A 14,596-nucleotide genomic window follows, 5' to 3' on the forward strand; every position below is an offset into this window, starting at 1 on the left:
CATCATGAAAACTCACGTGCCGCGTTTCGCGCCCTACATGTCGACGCCGGAAATCGTATGGCATTACGCACTGCGATCGGCAAACGTCGTGGTGCTACTGTTTTTGATTTTGCCGATCCTGGCGATCATTCCGCTTTCGTTCAACGAGAACTCATTTCTCGTCTATCCGATACACGGATTCTCGTTCAGGTGGTATCACAATCTGTTCACGTCCACGGACTGGGCGCGCGCCGGCGCAAACAGCTTCATCGTGACGCCGATCGCGACGGTCGTTGCAACCGTCCTCGGAACGCTGGCGGCATTGGGATTGAACAAGGCATCGTTCAGGGGCAAGGGTTTGCTGGTCGCCGTCCTGATCTCGCCGATGATCGTCCCGGTCATCGTCACCGGCGTCGGGATGTACCTGCTGTTTGCCCGATGGGGACTGGCCGGAACGTATGCTGGACTGATATTCGGGCATACGGTGATCGCCGCGCCGTTCGTCGTGGTCACGGTCAATGCGACGCTTGCCGGCTTCAACCAGAACTATGTGCGAGCCAGCCTGAGCCTGGGGGCATCGCCGGTACGAACATTTTTTGCCGTTACGTTGCCGATCATTGCGCCAGGGGTGATTTCCGGCGCGCTGTTTGCGTTCGCTACGTCGCTGGACGACGTCGTGATCACGATGTTCATCGCCGGTCCGACTCAGGGAACGCTTCCGCTTCAGATGTTCATCGGGATTCGCGAAAACATCACGCCCACGGTCGCCGCGCTCGCGTCCATTTTCATCGTCTTCTCAAGTCTGCTGCTGATCACCATGGAATGGTTGCGTTCCCGATCCGTCGCGAGGCAGATGTTGACCTGACGTTGCCTGCGCCGGCGATGATCGGATTTGCCCTGGTGGAGGCAAGTGTCCGGAACGACGCGCAGATGTCATGCAAATAATCCAGGAGGCAAGATGTCGGCAGGAGAGATCAACGAAGCCCGCTTGACGCAATCGGTTGGCGAGTTCGACTATATCGTGGTCGGAGCAGGTACGGCTGGCTGCGCGGTCGCGAATCGCTTGAGCGAGGACGATGACGTATCCGTGCTGCTGATCGAGGCGGGCGGGAAGGACAACTACCACTGGATTCATATTCCGGTGGGGTATCTCTATTGCATCGGAAACGCACGGACCGACTGGCGTTACAAGACCCGTGACGAGGCGGGATTGAACGGCAGGGCGCTGTCCTATCCAAGAGGCCGGGTTCTGGGTGGGTGCTCGTCGATCAACGGCATGATCTACATGCGCGGTCAGCGAGAGGATTACGACGGGTGGGCGCGAATGACGGGCGATTCGTCCTGGCGATGGGACTCGGTGCTCGAAACGTTCAAGAAGAGCGAGGACTATCACGGCGGTGCAAGCGATGCTCATGGCGCCGGCGGCCCGTGGCGCGTAGAAAAGCAGCGACTGAAATGGGACATTCTCGAAACGTTCGCGCAAGCCGCCGAGCAGACCGGCATACCCGCAACGGACGATTTCAATCGCGGCGACAACACCGGCGTCGGATATTTCGACGTCAATCAGAAGCACGGCATTCGCTGGAATGCATCGAAAGGTTATCTTCGACCCGTGGCGAAGCGGGGGAACCTGACGATTCTGACGAACGCGCAGACCCGACGACTCCTGTTCGAGAACAAGCGCTGCACCGGAATCGAGTTTCGTCACGGCGGCGAATCGCGCATTGCCAAGGGAAAGCGTGAAGTGATCCTGTGTGCCGGCGCGGTCAATTCTCCGCAATTGCTGGAATTGTCGGGAATCGGAAATGCCGATCGTCTGGCGAAGCTTGGAATCGAGGTGGTGGAGGATCTGCGCGGCGTCGGCGAGAATCTGCAGGATCATCTGCAATTGCGCATGGCATTCAAGGTTGAAGGTGTGCGGACCTTGAACACGCTCAGTGCTCACTGGTGGGGCAAGCTGATGATCGGTCTCGAGTACGGACTGTTCAGAAGCGGGCCGATGGCGATGGCGCCGTCGCAGCTCGGCGTGTTTGCGAAGTCGGACCCGAACGATAAAACGCTGTCGCGCCCCGACGTCCAGTACCATGTGCAGCCGCTGTCGCTCGAACGGTTCGGCGAACCGCTGCATCCGTTCGATGCATTTACGGCGTCCGTTTGTCAATTGCGGCCATCGTCGCGGGGTAGCGTGCACATCACGTCGAATGATCCGCTGATGGCACCGAGTATTGCGCCCAACTATCTGTCGACGGAGGAAGACCGCCACGTCGCGGCCAACGCGCTGCGACTGACCCGGCGCATTGTTGCGGCACCCGCGCTCGAGCGGTTTCGCCCGCAGGAAATACTGCCCGGCATTCAATTCCAGACTGAGGAGGAGTTGCAGTATGCAGCCGGCAACGTCGGAACAACCATCTTTCATCCGGTTGGAACCTGCCGGATGGGAAGGGCGGACGATCCAGGCTCGGTCGTCGATTCCCGGCTTCGCGTGCGCGGCGTGAGCGGCTTGCGGGTCGTCGATGCGTCGGTCATGCCGACGATCACGTCCGGCAATACTAATTCGCCGACGCTGATGATCGCGGAGCGCGCTAGCGAGATGATTCGTGCAGATCGAAAGCGGGAAGGCAGGTCGGCGGAGACAATTCGTGGCGGAGTATTGTCGACATGACGCATAGACACTGGCGTAGAGAAGATTAATTTCGTCACTGCGGAATCCCGGTCGTTCATGGCATTGGCATTTGATTTGACGCCTCTTGGCGGGGCCGGCGTCAAGTGAAAAATCATATCCTCGACTGGCCGGTCGTCGTCGCTACCATCTTTGCGACGGATGCTCTTGTGGCTAGCCCAGGCCTGAATCAGCGTGCCATCGACGCTGAAATGTTCGCCAGACAGCAGGCCCCGTTTCTGCGCCGTTTCCACCGTCGCGTTGAACAGCTCCGTCACCGCGTCGAATTCCAGTAGCCGATCCCGGTTCTTGATGAACACCGAGTGATTCCATACCGTTTCCTCGATCGGCAGGCCGACGAACCAACGGAACAGCAGGTTGTACGAGATCTGCTCAACCAGTTGCCGCTCGCTACGGATGCTGTACAGCACTTGCAGCAACATCGCCCGCACCAGCTTCTCAGGCGCGATGCTCGGTCGGCCTCCCTTCGCTTCGACTTCGTACATTGCCGAGAACTTCGCATCCATCTTCGACAGCGCTTCGTTCAGCCATATCCGAACCTGGCGCAGCGGATGCGCCTGCGGAACAAATTCTTCTAGCCTCACCGTGCTGAACAACGACTTGTTGTAACTGTCCGCACCTCGCATCGGCCTGCTCTTCCGTGATCTCGGGAACCTACATCGTGCAGGACCGACCGGGGTATTCCAACAGCCTGCTAGAGGTGGTCTCGCTGTCCGGATTTGCTAGATCACTCTATCGACGCGTTTTACCATGACGGGCTTTTACCGATGCCGCCATTTTAATGGCCCTATTAGACTGCGGCTTACTTCGGTCCGCTGCGAGACTCCGTAGCGCGGCCATCGGTCTGGCTAATCACATCGTTTCGGGCACGCCATCCTTCTTCCATGACACCGTTACATCATCGACTGAAGCTGCGACACGTCGCGATTATTATCGAGGTCGCCCGCCAAGGCAGCCTGCTCAAAGCGGCGGATGTGCTTTCGGTTAGCCAGTCGGCGGTGTCGAAATCGCTGGCGGAAACGGAATCCATCATCGGTGCGCAGTTGTTCGAGCGCACGCCGTCCGGCATGCGTGCGACGTCATTCGGCCAGGTGCTGGTCCGTCACGGCCATCTGATTCTGGGAGACGTTCAGCGCGCGCAGGAAGAACTGGAAGCGCTTCGCAACGGCGATACCGGTGCGATCTCTGTCGGTGTATTCCTGCCGCTCGGCTGGTGGGGCGCGCTTGCCGATTGCGTCAATGCGTTTCGCGCGGCGTTCCCTCGTGTACGCGTGTCGTTACGCGAGGATGCGATGGAAAATATGATCGAACGCCTCGATCAGGACACGCTGGACGTCGTCATCGGGCGACTTGCAAGCGGACACTTCAGCGACAACTATCAGGCTGCGAAACTGCGCGACGACCATCCCTGTTTCGTTGCCCGCAAGGAGCATCGTCTTCTGGACGGGCCCGCCACGCTTGAAAATCTGCTGGATTTTCCGCTGATATTGCCCGCGCAGCCCAACATCGTTCGCCAACAGTTGGAGTTCGCGGTACGGGAAATGGGGATGCGCGTGAAAGCCGACATCGTTTCATCGCACATCTCCCACCTCATGCTCAGGACCGTTGGGGAAAGCGATGCGCTGCTGCTTGTGCCGGGATGCGTATCGACCGATCTGGCCGACTCCTACGGTCTGCGTCCCGTCGACTGCCGATTGCCTTTTCACCTGGGGCCGCTCGTTGCCGTCACGAGAGCCGACAAGCCGCCGACGCCCGCGCTCGCCCAGTTCATGAAGGTGGTTCTGGCCAAGCTCGGCCTGGACCGCGAATCGGCATCGCAAAGCGATGCGGACCAGGATGCCGCCCGGCACATCCGTGACTGACGGCGCGGCCAACGGAGTTCGTTAGCGCGGAAAGGGCGCGCCCCGCCTTTTGAGCATCGCGAGCAAGACGAATAGCGCAATCATCGGCATCGTCGCCCATCCGAGGATGGTCAGCGCATTGCAACTGCGGGCAAGCAACGCACCTACGACGGCTGGCCCGATCACGGAGCCGGCTCGCCCGCATGCGGCGGCATATCCGATGCCGGCCGTACGCAATTCGGTGGGATAGATGCGCACGGCAAGCGCGGCTTGTCCAACGCAGATGGCTCCCGTCGCGGCGCCGATGCCGGCGACGAACAGCAGCGCGGCCACTTCGCCGTGGAGTCCGCCCAATGTCAGCCCCGCCACGCACGCAATGCCGAGAGCCGTCAGCGACATAAGCACCGTTTCCTCGGCTATGCGCCCGGCCGACGCAACCAGCGCGACACTGCCAACCATGCCGCCCGCCGACGCTGCCATCGCGCCAAGCGCTGCCGTGGCGGGCGCGAATCCGAAAGATACGAGGAAGGTCGGAATCCAGAACAGTAACGCATAGGCAAGGAGAAAGCCCAGGCATGCAAGAGCGAAGAGGAGATAGCTCGATAGCGTGTACGGTGTGGAATTAACCTGCCGATGTCGTTTACGACAGGAATTGGTTGTACGCGCGAAGGATGTCAGTCCATTCGCGGTCTGCTCCGGTGCAGAGTCTCGATGTAGACTGCGATCATTTGAGACTCTGTTTCTAACCGTACTTTCATTTTTTATTTCATGTGCTTGCCAAATCTTGGACCTTTTTATTACGCGGCTAAGTAGATCGTAGCTGAACGTTTTTTGAGTCCTGGCCCGTACATCAGCAAGTACCTTCTGGACTGACGCATAAGTGCCTGCATCCGTGAGCGAATTGTGGGACTGCCAATATTCTGCGAATTTTTCATCTTCAGTCGCCTCTGCGACAAGCCTCCTGTATTGCTTGCCAAACTCGACCAAAAACGCCGTCTGCCTAGGTGCAATCTTGCGCAAATGAGTGCGTGAGATGCCGAGTGCATCCGCCGCTTGTTTCTGGGACGTAACAGTTTTCGACTCTAGTAGTTTATTGAGAGCGGCGATAAGGAAGGCCTCCGACTCCTTCGTCCGTCCTCTTCGAGTCTTCTGGCTGTGGGGAACATCGCCGGGGGGAGGCGGCGCGCGTTTTCTCAACATCTTTTGGTTTCCATGCAAGACATCCGCAACACTCACGTCGCAACAATATGCAATCACAACGAGCCAATCAAGGGTGGGGCGAAGCGATCCTCTCATCCACATTCGAAGCGATGGCGTATGGGTTCCAAGATAACGGCTGAAATCTGGGATGTTGCCTCCGAATAGCAATTCGTTGGCGTGTCGAAGGAAATCTGGAATTGTGGATGTCTGACTGAAAGATTCAGGGTGTAGATGAGAATGATCTAGTAGTTCTGCAATTAGCCATGCAATCCGGATTTGGTGTGGACGCGCTTCTTGTGCAACCTCATTGGCGAGGCTTGAGCCATCGAACGCAGAGACTCCAGGAAGACAGGACATTTGTCCAACTCCGCGCTGCGCTTGCGGTACTCGCTTCAATGCGAGTCCATGCACAGGGCACGCGGTCACGCATTTGATTGCCCAAAGCAAACGATTATATTTCTGTCGGCCAGCCCGCTCGTCGTCCGCATAGCAACGCGGACAGAAGCGTTCCACCGGTGAAATGAGTCCGTAATTCGACACAACAGAGCTAAGGGGCAATAGTGTAGTCAACTGGAGGTCGTGACGCAGTGTCAACCTCTTGAGTGCACTTGACCACTGTGCCGCTGGCTCACCTGCGCCACAAATGGTCAGGTCATAGCACCTACGGGCTGCGTTGTGGTCCCAGCCACGAATCAAGGGCGTAACTGCGTGGAACGCAAGGGTCCACGGAGGCAGGCCATGGCGATCGCAGAGCCGGCGGAAATAGCTGGAAAGTTCCTCGAACGTTTCTCCAGAGAAGCCTTCCGGTGCCAAACCGAACAGTGCAGAGCGTGGAGGGGTGTCTTCTGGCCAGCCTCCGGGACGGGAAACCGGTTCGGGCGTCGATGTCATCTCATTACCTCCTGCGGTGTTTGTCGTCCCGCTCAGCTTCTAGTTGCAACTCAGCACGGACTTGGGCCGCATCGACGTATGCGTGCACTTCGCTGCCTCGCAGATAGGGCACGATGTCCATCTCGCCGCGAACAGTCTCTCTAGCTATCTTTTTTTGAGCCTCCTCCGACGGCATTACCGATAGGATGTATTCGTCCCGCCATTCTCTTTCACCGTCTGCGATGCAGTCGGCAGCTTGCTGCTCGGATATTACGCTGGCGACAAACTTCATGACGCCGGCAGCGTGGGAACCGGCTGGGATGCTCGGACTGCGAGAGACCTTTGGACGCGTCTCATACCGCTCGAATTGAATTCATCGCCATTTGACATGGCTGCTACGAAGTCCCAGCGCTGGACCAGGCGAGCAGCCGGGAACGAGCGCTGGGTTCAACCATTGCTGGTCGCCGAAATCGAGTTTGCAGATTGGACGGCGGACGGGCTAGTGCGACAGGCATCATTCAAAGGTTTGCGCGTCGATAAGCCTGCTAGCAGCGTCGTTCGCGAAGGAGGGAAGACGGTAACATCGGCTGCTCCGTCGCGTGTCAAGGTCACTCATCCGGGGCGAATTGTTGACCCTTCAAATGGCATCACCAAGCTCGACCTGGTGCGCTACTACGAAAGCGTTACGCAGTGGATGCTGCCTCATCTGAAAGGCCGTCCCCTCGCAATGCTACGCGCGCCTACCGGTATCGCGCACGAGATGTTTTTCCAGAAGCACGCAGAGAAGACCGCGATGCCTGGTTTAACGGCGTACGACCGGAACTTGTGGCCAAATCATCCGCCATTGCTCACTATCGAAACTCCTGATGCGTTGCTTTCAGCGGCGCAGATGAATGTGGTGGAACTGCATACCTGGAACTCGACGGTTCGACGCCTCGATAAGCCCGACAGGGTCATCTTCGACTTGGACCCTGGTGAAGGTGTGAAATGGGGGCGGATTTATGAGGCAGCGCTCCTTGTTCGTGCATTATTGCTCGAATTAGGACTTAAAGCATGGGTGAAGACTAGCGGCGGTAAAGGGGTCCACGTCGTGGTGCCCTTGGCGCCAAGACTTGAATACGAGTCGGTGAGGTTGTTTTCACGGGCATTCGTCTGGCACCTCGCCAAGACGATTCCGGAGCGCTTTTCGGCGACTTCGGGGCCGTCAAATCGCGTCGGAAAGGTATATGTCGACTATCTGCGCAATGGGAAGGGACAGACAACCGCGGCAGCCTTCACCGCGCGGGCACGACCCGGCATGGGGGTGTCGATGCCAGTCTCGTGGGAGCAACTGTCTGAGTTGAAGACCGGAGCGCAATGGACCGTCCAGACGGCGCGTGAGTATCTCAGTTTCCAAACCATGGATCCGTGGGTGGACTACTGGTCCACGAGTCAGTCGTTGGCATCTGCTCTAAAGCGCCTACACTGATGTTCAGTACAAGAACGCCGATATCGCGGGCGTTCCTGTAAATGCGTCAGCCTCCGCAGCGCCACGTGCTTTGCGGGGCGACACGCTGAACATGCTCATCCGCGAGGAGACGTCCATGCCCTCCCGTTCAATCGCCTCTCTATCCCTTTCCTTTGGGCTCGTTTCGATTCCGGTGAAGCTGTATACGGCGACGGAGAGTTCGTCTGATGTTAGGTTCAACTTGCTCGCCCCAGACGGGTCACGCGTGAAGCAGCAGTACATATCGGAAGCGACTGGAGATGTCGTCGAGCGCTCGAGCATGAAGAAGGGTTACGAGTTCGAGAAGGACCGATTCGTAGTGTTCACCAGCGATGAATTCAAGGCTCTGGAAGAATCAGCCAGTCATGTCGTCGAGATACTGGCCTTCATACCGGAGAAAGCGATTAACCCGGTCTTCTACGACAAGGCGTATTACATCGCCCCTGACAAACGGGGCGGCAAGCCATATAGCTTGCTGCAGCAAGCACTGGCAGAAAGCGGCCGCTGTGCGCTGGCCAAGTGGGCATTCAAAGGCAAGACTCGGATAGTCCAGGTAAGACCCGAAGAAAACGGGCTCGTTTTTCAGCAGTTATTCTATGCGGATGAGGTTCGCTCACTGAAGGAACTGAATATCGAAAACGTTTACGTATCCGACCCGGAACTGAAACTTGCGCTTCAAATCATCGAGCAGGGCGCCGAAGACAGCTATGACCCGATAGCATACGAGGACGAAGAGAAAAAACGCATCCTCGCCGCCATAGACGAAAAGATTGAAGGCAAGCAGGTCGTCATTCATGAGCCCGCCGAGGCCACAGCTGTCGGCGGACAGGTCATCGACCTGATGGAGGCGTTGCGCGCGAGTCTGAAAGGCTCTGCGAAAGCGAAGTCCGCTCGGACGCCGAAGCGAAAGACCGCCGCGGAAATTGCAGCGGCACCGAAGGCGCGCAAGCCTGCGACGCGTGCACCGAGGGAAGTTGCTGAACAACCTCCGAAGGTTCGGGCACGCAAGTGACGTCACAAGACGCGGCGCGCGCGATTTCGATGCGGGACCTGCAATCCATGCTGGGCGTTTCTCGCCACGTGGTTTCCAGCCTGGTAGCGGCGGGGTTCGTGACCCCCAGGCGCGGGGCGCGAAACGGATATCGCTTTACCTTCCAGGATGTCGTCCTGCTGCGAACTGCACTGCAGTTGCGCACTGCTCGAATCCCGCCTCGGAAAATTATCATCGCTCTCTCACGATTGAGAGAGGCATTGCCGGACGAGTTGCCGCTGACAGGCATTCGGGTATCCGCCGTGGGTAACGATGTCGCAGTACGGACGGGACCCTCGCAGTGGGATGTGATTACCGGCCAACTCCTCCTGGATTTCGAGGTCGCTGAAATCAAAGGCGACGTAGTATTTCTCGACAACACACCGGCACAAAAGGACCTGGCGCACGAGGCAGAGGAGTGGTACGAACTCGGCGAGCAACTCAGGACATCCGATGTGAAGGGAGCCGAGCAGGCTTATAGGAAGGCGCTGGCGCTCTCGCCGGGGCCGTTCTATGCCGCCTACGTTGACTTGGGTGCGTTGCTATGCGAACTCGAGGTACGAAGTGAAGATGCGCTACAGGTATTCGATGAGGCGATAGCCCACTTCCCCGATGACGCAGCCCTGCATTTCAATCGGGCCGTTGCATTCGAAGAACTCGGCCGAAAGGACGATGCGGAGCGAAGCTATGAGCGATGTCTGGAACTCGACCCATCATATGCAGACGCACATCACAATCTCGCAATTCTTCTCGAGATGCGCGGCGACCGGCAGGGCCTCATACGCCACTTGAGTGCGTATCGCAGGCTGACTGAATAGTGAGGTGAGGGCATGCTCCAGCCGAGGTAATATCGCTGTCACTCGCAGCTTTACTGGTCTGCCGAGATGACCGATCCGGAGACGTAGGCCGCCATTGACATGTGGCGAAAATATCAGCGTGTGCGGTTCGGGCTTATGCCCGCAGGAGCAAGTTTTCGCAAGCTGCTGCTGACGAAACAGTTTAAGGAGATAGCACTCCAGGAAACGAGGGTGAAGAAGCCGTGAAGGCGCCTTACGGGCGGCATATCCTCATCTAAGGACAGCGCTTTTTCTCCGAGATGCGCGACTATAGGTCGCGCATCTCCCTTGTGCAGACTGAAAGTACCAGTGGACATGCAGTTGTTACGGCCACGGCCCGACCAGGTCGCGCCAGTCTTCGGGGCGCGATAACTTCGCTTCTACCAGAGTCTTCGCTTGCTTTGCCGACCGACCTCGGCGCGTGCCGAAGATGTCCTTCTCGGTAATACCGTACTCCGCGACCTTGGCGCCCTCGCGAACACACGCCGGCGCAGATAGCGCGGCGGGCCGGTCGGATGGATCTGATCGACGTACTCGCCCATCCGGACGGTGAGTGTTTTCGGGAGGTCAAGGCGGCCGCCGATGCGATCACCGGCCTTATCACTATGCTGCGATTGCCCGCTCAAACTCAGATTGCGCACAACGCGTGACTGCCACTGCCGGCGTCGCAGGGGAGTTGACACCGGTCTTCGCAAGCCGCAGCCAATGAAAACTTTGCCTTGCAAACGGTGACGCGTTCAATTCGGTCTACGGTTGTCACGCGAGTTACTCCACCACCTTGAACACGCGGTTCTTGTCGATCACGCCGGCTTTCGGCAGTTTGCCATCGTTCTCGGCGGCGGGCCGCAGATGCCGATCATCGAGCGCCGGCCCCGTATAACGGCTGCGCGGCCGGATCACCTTGCCGACGCGCAACTGCTCGATGCAGTGCGCGAGCAGCCCGACGCTGCGCGCGATCGAGAACAGCCCGAACGCCGCATCGCGCGGCAACTGAAGCTGCACCGACAGCATCGCCAGCGCGACATCGATGGTCGGCCGCTGGCCGGTGAGCGTCGTGACCTTGTCGATGAAGTGCGCGAGTTCCGTCGGCGGATCGAGCCGCGCAAGCAGCGCGGCCGCGCGCGGATCGCCGTCGGGGTAAAGATGATGGCCGAAACCGGGAATCGGGATTGCGGACTTCAGGTGATGATCGACGACGCGCTCGGCACCCAATCGTTGCACATCGTCGAACACTGCGCGCACGCGTCCCGACGCGTCGCCGTGCAGCGGTCCCGACAACGTCGCGAGCCCCGTCAGCAGGCAGCCCGCGAGCGACGCGCCGGTCGATGCGGTGATGCGCGCGGCGAATGCCGAACTCGTGATCTCGTGATCGGCGACCAGCACCATCGCGCGGCGCAGCAGGTCTGCGCCATGTCTGTCGAGGCCCCAGCCGGCCGCGAGCCGCTGATGGGTGTGAAGCGCGCTTGCGCCGGTATCGTCGTGCGCGCCGAACGCGCGCGACACGATCGCGACGAGCTGCCCGGCCTCGATGTGCAGCGCGCTGTCCAGCCGGCCGAGCGTCGAATGGCCATGCGCCAGCGTCGCGAGCATCGTGAACGCGCATTGCCGGTCGCGCTCACCGGGCGGCAGCACGATCGCTGGTGCGTCGAACGACACTGGCTCGGTGGCCTGCCAGAGCAGCGCAGCCGTTTCCTCGAGCGTCGCGGTATCGGCGAGTTCAATGCTGTCGCGGCCGCGATACCATGCGCGACCCTTAGAGAACGTGGTGATGCCGCTGTAAATGCACGGCTCGGCGCCAAAGATCGTGCTGGCCGCGAGCGCCGCTCGCTTGCGGCCGACCTGCTTCTTGCGGCACAGCGCGACCACATCCTCGGCCCGATACAGGCTCTTGCGCGGATCGTCGGGATCCTGCATCACGGCAATGCTGCCGCGGCTGGCGTACGCGTAGACGGTCTGCGCCCGCACGCCGAGCCGCCGCGCCGCTTCCGTCAGGGTGATCCAGTTCTGCATGGGGAGTCGTGATGAGGATGCGGCCGGTGCGCGGCCGCTTGCGCCGACTATAGACCGGGTTCAGCTGAATGTCATCTCGGCCGGGCGCCGCTCGAGCACCTCGACGAGGATGTCGCCGGGAGCGCGCACGAAACAGCCGCGCACGCCGGCGCGGATCCGCGTGACGGGCTGGACGATCTCGGCGCCGTTGTCGACCAGATGCGCGTAAGCCGCATCCAGATCCTCGACCAGCACGCCCAAGTGGTCGATCCCTTGCATGCGCGCGCCGTCCGGCACGATCGCCAAACGCGCGTCCGGCAGCGCCGTGATGAACAGGTTGAGGGCGCCGATTCGCAGGTCGACGCGGCCCGGGCGCCGCACGATTTCGGCGTTCAGGCAGCGCGCGAACCACGCGGCGGTGGCTTCGGCATCAGCCGAGCAGAGTTGCAGGTGATCCCATTTGAATTCGATCATGGTCGTGTGCGGTACGTACAGTGGAGTGTAAAAGGGGGCGAACCGGGTCAGAGCTCGATACGCGACAGCTTGCCGAGCAGCACCGAATACGAGAGCGTGCCGACGAGGCAGATCGCACCCATCAGGTTCAGCGCCCAGGAGAAGTTGCCGGTGCGCTGCGTCACGTAGCCGATCATCAGCGGCGTGGTGACGGCCGCGATGTTCGCGGCGAGGCTCGTGATGCTGCTGGTGAGCCCGACATAGCGTTTCGGCGCGATCTCGGACACGGCCGCCCACGACATCGAGCCGATTCCCTGTGCGAAGAACGCGACGGTCAGGATCGCGATCACCAGCGCGTTCGACTGCACGAAGTTGACGAGCACGATCGATGCGCCGAGGAAGGTGCCGATCACGAGCGGCGCCTTGCGCGACGACGACATCGAAACGCCGCGCCGGATGCAGAGATCGGACAGATAGCCGGCGATCAGGATCCCGAGCGTCGCGCCGATGAACGGCATCGCCTGGAAGAAGCCGACCTTGATCATCGACATGTGCCGTTCCTCGACCAGGTAGGTCATGAACCAGGTCGTGAAGAACACCAGCAGCGTGTTGTTGCAGAACTTGCCGAGACAGATCGCGAGAATCTGCCGGTAGCCGAGCAGGCGCAGCGCCATGCGCCAGTCGAATCGATTGCGCGCGGTCACCACCGGCTGCCCTTCGGTGATGTACTGTAGCTCGGCCGCGTTGACGCGCGGATGGCGCGACGGATCGCGATAGAGCCGGTACCAGACGACGCTGAACAGGATGCCGAATGCGCCGGTTGCGAAGAACACGGTACGCCAGCCGAACGCCGACGAGATCCACAGCAGCAGCCCGGTGAAGAGCGGTGTGCCGATGTACTGGCCCATCACATATACGCTCGTCGCGAAGCCGCGCTCTTGGACCGGGAACCACATCGTCACCGCGCGCGCATTTGACGGAAACGCGGGCGCCTCGAGCGCGCCCATCGCCAGCCGCGAACCGAGCAGCATGTGGTAGCCGTGCGCGAGCCCTTGCGTGAGCGTCGCCAGCGACCAGCCGACGAGCGACAGCGCATATGCGACGCGCGAGCCGAGCATGTCGGCGAGCACGCCCGCCGGCAGCAGCGCGATGGAGTAGGCGAGGCCAAACACGGCGAACAGCTCGCCCATCTGCACACGCGTGAGCGCGAGATCCTTCGATAGCGCGGGCGCGACGATGCCTAGCGCCGAGCGGTCGATGTAGTTGAGGATCGTGGCCACGAGCAGCATCGACAGTACGCCGTAGCGCACCCGTGATCGTCTTGCGGTGCCTGCGTGCGCGTCGAACTCGCGCATGACCGAAACCTGCTCTTCTGCGGTTTTCAATGTCGTCTCCTGTCTCCTGATTGCAGGGCCGGCGCGCGGTTGTCTCGTACGCCGGCGCTCGTCCGGTCAGCCGCGCCCGACGAACGGCATCGCGCTCGCCATGATCGTCATGTTCAGAATGTTCGCTTCGAGCGGCAGGCTCGCCATCTGCACGATCGCGTCCGCCACGTACGCGACGTCGACGCGCGGCTCCAGTGCGACGCGGCCGTCGGCCTGCAGCACGCCGTTGTTCATCCGCTCGGTCAGCGACGTGGCGGCGTTGCCGATGTCGATCTGGCCACACGCGATGTTGAACGGCCGGCCGTCGAGCGCGAGCGAGCGCGTGATGCCGAGGACCGCGTGCTTCGTGGCCGTGTACGCGATCGTGTTCGGGCGCGGCGTGTGCGCGGAGATCGAGCCATTGTTGATGATGCGGCCGCCTTGCGGCGTCTGGCGCTTCATCTGGCGCCACGCGGCGCGGGCGCACAGGAACACGCCGGTCAGGTTGGTGGCGACCACGTCGTTCCAGAACTCAAGCGAATAATCGTCGAGCGGCACGGCGCCTGCGTTGCGGCCCGCGTTGTTGAACAGCACGTCGAGGCGGCCGAAGTCATGCGCAATCCGCGTGAAGCTCGCATCGACCGATGCCTCGTCGGAAACGTCGGTCGGAATGGCCGCGGCCACGCCGCCGGCCCGCTCGACGATCTCCTGCGTCGCGAGCAGCGGATCGATACGCCTGCCGAGCAGCGCGACGGTGAAGCCTGCTCGCGCCAGCGCAACCGCCGCTGCCTGCCCAATTCCGGTGCCGGCGCCCGTCACTGCCGCGATTTTTTTCTCTGCCTGCATTTTCACGCCCTCGTCTTCAGTC

Annotated in this window: 13 protein-coding genes and 2 pseudogenes; 7 read left to right on the plus strand and 8 right to left on the minus strand. The window is 60.5% G+C overall.

Going from position 1 to position 14,596, the window contains the following annotated elements:
• Window positions 1–4 precede the first annotated feature (4 nt).
• Window positions 5–844 carry an ABC transporter permease gene (locus DIE17_RS13720; protein WP_059463576.1) on the plus strand — a complete coding sequence of 280 codons (840 nt, stop codon included), beginning with the start codon at window positions 5–7 and terminating at the stop codon, window positions 842–844.
• A gap of 93 nt (window positions 845–937) precedes the next feature.
• Window positions 938–2,641, plus strand: coding sequence for a GMC family oxidoreductase (locus DIE17_RS13725; protein ID WP_021158310.1), 1,704 nt, complete (start codon window positions 938–940; stop codon window positions 2,639–2,641).
• 131 nt (window positions 2,642–2,772) lie between these two features.
• On the opposite strand, the pseudogene DIE17_RS13730 reads toward DIE17_RS13725, so the two are convergent.
• Window positions 2,773–3,285, minus strand: a pseudogene (locus DIE17_RS13730) (IS5 family transposase); the annotation flags it as partial.
• Window positions 3,286–3,543: 258 nt separating this feature from the next.
• On the opposite strand from DIE17_RS13730, the gene DIE17_RS13735 reads away from it, so the two are divergent.
• Window positions 3,544–4,521, plus strand: a complete 978-nt coding sequence (locus tag DIE17_RS13735) for a LysR family transcriptional regulator (RefSeq protein ID WP_124920995.1) — start codon at window positions 3,544–3,546, stop codon at window positions 4,519–4,521.
• A 21-nt stretch (window positions 4,522–4,542) separates the two neighbouring features.
• Here DIE17_RS13735 and DIE17_RS13740 read toward each other — a convergent pair whose 3' ends face one another.
• Both DIE17_RS13740 and DIE17_RS37410 read right to left on the minus strand, forming a co-directional pair.
• Complete coding sequence (locus tag DIE17_RS13740) at window positions 4,543–6,591, minus strand: MFS transporter (protein WP_124920996.1); 2,049 nt, start codon at window positions 6,589–6,591, stop codon at window positions 4,543–4,545.
• A 4-nt stretch (window positions 6,592–6,595) separates the two neighbouring features.
• Window positions 6,596–6,862, minus strand: a complete 267-nt coding sequence (locus DIE17_RS37410; protein WP_185735376.1) for a hypothetical protein — start codon at window positions 6,860–6,862, stop codon at window positions 6,596–6,598.
• Between DIE17_RS37410 and ligD the strand changes: the two genes are divergently transcribed.
• The 3 genes from ligD to DIE17_RS13755 all read left to right on the plus strand — a co-directional run bounded on the left by ligD (window position 6,827) and on the right by DIE17_RS13755 (window position 9,904).
• Window positions 6,827–8,038 (plus strand): DNA ligase D, encoded by a 1,212-nt coding sequence (gene ligD / locus DIE17_RS13745; protein WP_124920997.1) that lies wholly within the window; start codon window positions 6,827–6,829, stop codon window positions 8,036–8,038. The two genes, DIE17_RS37410 and ligD, sit on opposite strands and share 36 nt — an antisense overlap.
• A gap of 115 nt (window positions 8,039–8,153) precedes the next feature.
• Window positions 8,154–9,068 (plus strand): Ku protein, encoded by a 915-nt coding sequence (locus tag DIE17_RS13750; RefSeq protein WP_124920998.1) that lies wholly within the window; start codon window positions 8,154–8,156, stop codon window positions 9,066–9,068.
• Between the two features lie 29 nt (window positions 9,069–9,097).
• On the plus strand, window positions 9,098–9,904 hold the full coding sequence (locus tag DIE17_RS13755; protein WP_185735370.1) for a tetratricopeptide repeat protein: 807 nt from the start codon (window positions 9,098–9,100) through the stop codon (window positions 9,902–9,904).
• 344 nt (window positions 9,905–10,248) lie between these two features.
• Here the strand turns inward: DIE17_RS13755 and DIE17_RS37955 are convergent.
• A pseudogene (locus DIE17_RS37955) lies at window positions 10,249–10,387 on the minus strand (H-NS family nucleoid-associated regulatory protein); the annotation flags it as partial.
• Between the two features lie 50 nt (window positions 10,388–10,437).
• Between DIE17_RS37955 and DIE17_RS37960 the strand changes: the two are divergent.
• Window positions 10,438–10,572, plus strand: coding sequence for a hypothetical protein (locus DIE17_RS37960; protein ID WP_260439231.1), 135 nt, complete (start codon window positions 10,438–10,440; stop codon window positions 10,570–10,572).
• Between the two features lie 115 nt (window positions 10,573–10,687).
• Here DIE17_RS37960 and DIE17_RS13765 read toward each other — a convergent pair whose 3' ends face one another.
• The 4 genes from DIE17_RS13765 to DIE17_RS13780 all read right to left on the minus strand — a co-directional run bounded on the left by DIE17_RS13765 (window position 10,688) and on the right by DIE17_RS13780 (window position 14,574).
• Complete coding sequence (locus DIE17_RS13765; protein WP_124921000.1) at window positions 10,688–11,932, minus strand: citrate/2-methylcitrate synthase; 1,245 nt, start codon at window positions 11,930–11,932, stop codon at window positions 10,688–10,690.
• 60 nt (window positions 11,933–11,992) lie between these two features.
• Window positions 11,993–12,385 carry a VOC family protein gene (locus tag DIE17_RS13770; protein WP_124921001.1) on the minus strand — a complete coding sequence of 131 codons (393 nt, stop codon included), beginning with the start codon at window positions 12,383–12,385 and terminating at the stop codon, window positions 11,993–11,995.
• Window positions 12,386–12,432: 47 nt separating this feature from the next.
• A complete protein-coding gene (locus DIE17_RS13775; protein WP_124921046.1) occupies window positions 12,433–13,719 on the minus strand; it encodes an MFS transporter in 1,287 nt (428 codons plus the stop codon).
• A gap of 96 nt (window positions 13,720–13,815) precedes the next feature.
• Window positions 13,816–14,574 carry an SDR family oxidoreductase gene (locus tag DIE17_RS13780; protein ID WP_124921002.1) on the minus strand — a complete coding sequence of 253 codons (759 nt, stop codon included), beginning with the start codon at window positions 14,572–14,574 and terminating at the stop codon, window positions 13,816–13,818.
• Window positions 14,575–14,596 lie beyond the last annotated feature (22 nt).

Source organism: Burkholderia sp. Bp9099 (assembly GCF_003857805.1).
GTDB lineage: Bacteria > Pseudomonadota > Gammaproteobacteria > Burkholderiales > Burkholderiaceae > Burkholderia.

Excerpts from the sequence above, each read along its gene's own strand:
- DIE17_RS13720 (WP_059463576.1), top strand. The coding sequence starts at position 5 with ATGAAAACTCACGTGCCGCGTTTCGCGCCCTACATGTCGACGCCGGAA.
- DIE17_RS13725 (WP_021158310.1), top strand. The coding sequence starts at position 938 with ATGTCGGCAGGAGAGATCAACGAAGCCCGCTTGACGCAATCGGTTGGC.
- DIE17_RS13735 (WP_124920995.1), top strand. The coding sequence starts at position 3,544 with ATGACACCGTTACATCATCGACTGAAGCTGCGACACGTCGCGATTATT.
- DIE17_RS13740 (WP_124920996.1), bottom strand. The coding sequence starts at position 6,591 with ATGACATCGACGCCCGAACCGGTTTCCCGTCCCGGAGGCTGGCCAGAA.
- DIE17_RS37410 (WP_185735376.1), bottom strand. The coding sequence starts at position 6,862 with ATGAAGTTTGTCGCCAGCGTAATATCCGAGCAGCAAGCTGCCGACTGC.
- DIE17_RS13750 (WP_124920998.1), top strand. The coding sequence starts at position 8,154 with ATGCCCTCCCGTTCAATCGCCTCTCTATCCCTTTCCTTTGGGCTCGTT.
- DIE17_RS13755 (WP_185735370.1), top strand. The coding sequence starts at position 9,098 with ATGCGGGACCTGCAATCCATGCTGGGCGTTTCTCGCCACGTGGTTTCC.
- DIE17_RS37960 (WP_260439231.1), top strand. The coding sequence starts at position 10,438 with ATGGATCTGATCGACGTACTCGCCCATCCGGACGGTGAGTGTTTTCGG.
- DIE17_RS13765 (WP_124921000.1), bottom strand. The coding sequence starts at position 11,932 with ATGCAGAACTGGATCACCCTGACGGAAGCGGCGCGGCGGCTCGGCGTG.
- DIE17_RS13770 (WP_124921001.1), bottom strand. The coding sequence starts at position 12,385 with ATGATCGAATTCAAATGGGATCACCTGCAACTCTGCTCGGCTGATGCC.
- DIE17_RS13775 (WP_124921046.1), bottom strand. The coding sequence starts at position 13,719 with ATGCGCGAGTTCGACGCGCACGCAGGCACCGCAAGACGATCACGGGTG.
- DIE17_RS13780 (WP_124921002.1), bottom strand. The coding sequence starts at position 14,574 with ATGCAGGCAGAGAAAAAAATCGCGGCAGTGACGGGCGCCGGCACCGGA.